A 5,240-nucleotide genomic window follows, 5' to 3' on the forward strand; every position below is an offset into this window, starting at 1 on the left:
ACAGTTTTCCTGATTAATACCGCAATTCCCGCCGCACCATAAAACTGCACCAAAAACACCGCGCTGAACACCAGCAAACTGGTTGCTAAACCGGAGACTGGGAAAAACGCTTTTATTGTCTCCAGCGCCACCAGATTTTCCAGCGCAATCGTCAGCAGCGGGTGGATAAAAAAGATCGGGAAGCTCAACTCTGCCAGCCAGCATAAGTGCTGTTGCAGCCATGGCCGAATATGGCGGCAAAGTGCGAGCATGGCGATACAGCCGAACAGGATTTGGATAAATTGCAAATCCCAGCCCTCATAAACAAATGCTGCTTTGTGATAATTACCGAGGTGAACCCAAACGTAGGTTTGCACCAGCGCGGTGGTGGCGATAATCAGCAAACTGATAATGAGCAGTGGCCAGTGCCAGCGGCGCAACTGCTCGTTGTACTGCGAAAATAAAATCCCGAGTAAATAATAAGGTGTGAAATAAATAAGCGATTGTAAAAAATTAGAGTTGGATTGCGGGCGATGCATGAGTAATGCAATCAGTGAAAACAGAAGTAAAACGAAAATTTGTATTGATGGGCGTGAGCGAACATAAGTAAGGTGTAATGGTGAAAACAAAAACGTGATAAAAATGAACGGAATATACCAGTGCGGATAAAGCACGTAGCCGTTGCGTAGTGTGTACCAGGCATTGAGTAAATTTTGTTGCCAGCTGAGACCGTCTTGCCACCAGCCGAGCATGCGAATTGATAAGGCGAACAGGGAAATGACTAGAAACGGGATCAGCAGGGACTTGGCTTTTTTGGTGATAAATTGCGTGTAATCAAAGCGCGGATAAAAAACACGATGGAAGAAAAAGCCGGAAATAAAAACAAACAGACCGGTGCCACCGCGCAATAAATTTTCCAGTAGCGCCGGAAATACCGGTTGCGCGAGAAAAATCGAATGCCCCAGCACGATCATGGCAATTGCCATGCCGCGCAGGTAATCAAATTCAGCGAGTCGCTCCCTCCGTATTGTCACCGGTGGGGGATTCATGAAATGGCGCAGGCACTCTTGGGTTCGGGGCGATACACGCCGACATTGAATTTTCCTGCATCTTTCAAATTAGCCGCATGCAATTGGCTCATCACGCCTTTTTGGCAGTAGAGATAATATTGGCGGCTCATATCGAGATTGGCGAAGTTGTGGTTGAGTGAATAAAACGGAATTGTATGCACTTCTACGCCAGCCACTTTCAGCGGGCTGGCTTCTTGCTCGTCCGGGTGGCGAATATCGATAATCACATCAGGTGCATTGACTTCGCTCACCACTGGCACCGATAAATCGGCATCCAGCTCATCGACAATTTCATCGATGTTTTGCGCACGGCGGTCGGCAATTGCGCGCTCCAATACTGCCATATCGAATTTACTTTCTTCGTAAATAACTTTGGGCAATTTCGCACGTGTGGTTGGATTGACGGAAATCACTCCACAATATTCAGGCATGCCGGCGGCAAAACTTTCGGTGCCGATTTTGCGCGAAAGATCAATGATGTCGCCTTTGTCCATAGTGGCAAGCGGGCGCAGCACGATCATATCAACTGCGCGGTCAATTACATTTAAATTGACGAGCGTTTGGCTTGATACTTGCGCCACGCTTTCGCCGGTGACGAGTGCGGGAATCTCCAGGGACTCGGCGACTTTTTCTGCCGCGCGCAGCATCATGCGCTTGAGTGTGACACCCATATAGGGATTGTCGACTTTTTCCAGAATTTCTTTTACGACGTCTTCAAACGGCACTGTGACAAATTTAACGCGATGCGATGCACCGTATTTATTCCATAAATAATAGGCCACTTCTTTTACGCCAATTTCATGCGCGCGCCCGCCAAGATTAAAAAAACAATAGTGCGCGCGCAGGCCGCGTTTGATGCATAAATAGGTGGAGACGGTGGAATCAAAGCCACCGGAGATCAATGACAGTACCGGGTCTTGCGCACCGAGCGGGTAGCCGCACATGCCCTGGGTTTTGCTGGTAAGCACCCAGAGGCGCTCGCCCTTAATTTCAAGGTGCACGGTGACATCGGGTTTATGCAGGCTTACACCCTTAGCCTCTGAGTGCTGCAGTAATCCGCCGCCAACATATTGCTCTACGTCGACCGAACTATAGGGATGCTTGCCCACGCGCTTCACGCGCACACAAAAGGTTTTGCCTGCAAGTGCATCGCGCCAGTGCGTCAAGGTGTGCTGAAAGATGGAATCCAGGTCACCCAGTGGATAGTCGTGTAATACGGCGAAGTTAGCTATGCCTGGGGTATGCGCCAGCACCTCGGCGATCTGCGCGGCGATTTCGGCGTCGGCATTGGGACAGCGGATTTCAATTTTTTCCCAATCCCGCTGCACATCGATATCGACCCCTAAATTGCGGAACAGCAGGGGCAGGTTATCGCGCAATTGTTTGATAAAGCGCTTCCGGACCGGGGTGCTTTTAATGATGATTTCGGAAAAGACTTTAACAACGACATGCATGGGGATCGCGCCTGAAAGAATACAGCCGGTGCTGGCTGGCTAAAAAGGCGGCGATTATAAAGCAAGCTTAGGAAAAAAGTGGCGCCTTATGGCGCCTCATTCGGAGTTTAACGCGCCATAGCCATTTTTTGCCTTTACCTTTAGGTATCCTGGCCGATACTTGGGGCAGCACACTATTTACACACTGCTCACCGTGGGGAATTACATAATGTTCAGGAATATGAAAATTGGTCGTCGATTAGCAATAGGTTTTGGCGTACTTGCGTTGCTCATACTAGCTTTGGGCGCCTTTTCGTTAAAACAAATGGCAAAAATGAATGAGACTGTCAAAGATGTCACTGAAAATTGGTTGCCCAGCATCGACACGCTGGGAAGCATGAATTTGGCCATCATGAGTTATCGGGTGCTTTCATTGCGCTTGGTGTTGGATCCGGAGCCAGAGATGTTGGCGCGTACGCAAACGAGTATGCAGGTGTCGCTTAAAGAAATTAATGACCTTTTCCAAACCTATGAGAGTTACTTAGCAACTGATGAAGAGCGTCAGTTGTTCAGGCAGCTGGTCACTGCTAAAGCACGCTTCATCGCAGTAGTTGAGCGTGTTGGTGCTGCTATGGGCACAGGTGATATGGAGGGAGGTAGGCGTATTCTTGATGCGGAGCAACGCCCCATTGCAGATGAAATCGCGAAGTTATTGTTTCGTTTGGGTGAGGTAAACACCCAGGGGGCAGGAGTTGCTGCGGAAGCTTCGGCAGAGATTTTTGCACATAGCAAGGTAATGGTTGTCGTAGCTATTGGGGTAGCCTTGACCCTTACTATTGGACTGGCATTAATGCTTACCCGCAGTATCGTCACTCCGCTCCAACAAGCTGTAATCGCTACTGAAACCATCGCCAGCGGCAACTTAACCCAGAAAATTCGTTTTGACGGTAATGATGAGCCAGCTCAGGTCCTTACCGCGCTGGCGTTAATGCAGGACAACTTGCGTAGCGCTGTTAGCCAGATAGGCAATACGTCGGTTCAACTTGCCTCAGCGGGTGAAGAACTGAGTTCGGTGACGGAAGATTCGTCGCGCAACTTGCAGCGGCAGAATGATGAAATCCAGCAGGCTGCATCTGCTGTTACTGAAATGAGTGCAGCAGTGGATGAAGTCGCGCGCAACGCGGTCAGTACCGCTGAGGCATCCAATCAGTCCTCGCGTCTTGCTCATGAAGGGCGCGATAAAGTGGCGCATGCAGTTTCGGCACTGAAAGCGATGACCACTGAATTTACCCACACCTCGGCGTTAATTAGCGGCCTGGCCGAGCAATCAAAGGATATCGGCAAGGTATTGGATGTGATTCGCGCTATCGCCGAACAGACTAATCTTCTAGCGCTGAACGCCGCAATTGAAGCGGCGCGCGCAGGTGAAGCTGGCCGAGGCTTTGCGGTGGTGGCCGATGAGGTACGTGCACTGGCGCATCGCACCCAGGTGTCTACCCAAGAAATTGAGCAGATGATCAGCAAGGTTCAGGGCGGCACGCAAGCAGCGGTGGATGCCATGCGTGGCAGTGTGCAACACGCTGGACAAACGCTAGGGGTGGCCGAAGAGGCGGGAGAAGCACTGGAGCAGATCTACCAAACAGCCGGACAGATCAGCGAGCGCAACCTGTTGATCGCCAGCGCCTCGGAAGAGCAGGCTGCGGTAGCGCGTGAGGTGGATCGTAATATCGTAAATATCAGTGATCTTTCGACCCAATCGGCTGCCGGCGCCAACCAAACCAGCGCAGCGACGTATGAGTTGGCGCGTTTAGCAACGGATTTAAATACTCTGGTATCGCGTTTTGTAATCTAGTCAGGATGATTAATCGATAAATAAAAAGCCCCGACACGCAAGTGCCGGGGCTTTCGCTTTTTTGCCTGATCGATAGAGCGCAGGTTACTTGGAGCGGAAAATCAGCTCTTTCACTTTTTGCAGTTTGGGCGATACCACCGGTACCGTTAGCATGGTACTGGCGACCGCCATGATCAGCAGTGCGGTAAAGGTCTCGCTAGTGATGATCTGTTTATCGAGCAGCACGTTAGCGAAAATGATCATAATCAGCGCCTTGGTCTGCAGTAGCCAACCGATAATCGAGGCCTCACCCTTTTGCCATTTCAGGATTTTGCCGGCAGCGTGAACCCCAACCAGTTTGCCTGAGACTGAGGCGACAAGAAGGATTGCGGCAGCGATAAATACCGTTGAGCCGCCTACATCCCAGTTGGTACGCAGTCCGGTACTGAGGAAGAATACCGGCATGATGATCATCAAAACGAAGTGGCGCAGCTTATCCATATCTTCCTGGTTAAACCATTCGGCATCCATCACCGCACCGGCGAGGAATGCGCCCACCATAAAATGCAGGCCAGCCCAGTCGGCAGCTAAACCAACAATCGCCAACCAGATAAAACCGGAATACCAACGGTCTTTTTCCTGAATTGCCACCATCAATTTACGGAACAGATAGGCGGCCACAGCGAAGCTAAGCAGGAACATGCCCTGGCGGCCAACGCGTTCCCAATCCAGCAGGATCAACGCCAATACACCCCATATGGCAATATCGTCGAGGCTGGCATAGCGCAAAATCCGCTGGCCAATCGGCTGACGCAGGATCTCCAGCTTCTCCATCAACAAAATCAAAATCGGCAAAGCGGTGACTGCGCAGGCCATACCTACACCGAGGATAAATTGCCACGTCATACCTTTCGGCCCCATCCAGCC

The 5,240-nt window shown here is 50.7% G+C and carries 4 protein-coding genes; 1 reads left to right on the top strand and 3 read right to left on the bottom strand.

Going from position 1 to position 5,240, the window contains the following annotated elements:
- Together ACWA6V_RS16925 and thiI are read right to left on the bottom strand one after the other, a co-directional pair.
- A partial coding sequence (locus ACWA6V_RS16925; protein WP_449523594.1) for an acyltransferase family protein occupies window positions 1-1,028 on the bottom strand: 1,028 nt, incomplete at its 3' end.
- Window positions 1,025-2,503, bottom strand: coding sequence for a tRNA uracil 4-sulfurtransferase ThiI (gene thiI / locus ACWA6V_RS16930; protein ID WP_449523595.1), 1,479 nt, complete (start codon window positions 2,501-2,503; stop codon window positions 1,025-1,027). The genes thiI and ACWA6V_RS16925, both read right to left, overlap by 4 nt.
- Window positions 2,504-2,711: 208 nt before the next feature.
- Between thiI and ACWA6V_RS16935 the strand changes: the two genes are divergently transcribed.
- Window positions 2,712-4,334: a methyl-accepting chemotaxis protein gene (locus tag ACWA6V_RS16935; protein ID WP_449523596.1), complete on the top strand. Its 1,623-nt coding sequence runs from the start codon at window positions 2,712-2,714 to the stop codon at window positions 4,332-4,334.
- Between the two features lie 84 nt (window positions 4,335-4,418).
- Here ACWA6V_RS16935 and ACWA6V_RS16940 read toward each other — a convergent pair.
- On the bottom strand, window positions 4,419-5,240 hold an 822-nt coding region (locus ACWA6V_RS16940; RefSeq protein WP_449523597.1), incomplete at its 5' end, for a cation:proton antiporter.

It is taken from the genome of Cellvibrio sp., assembly GCF_053579595.1.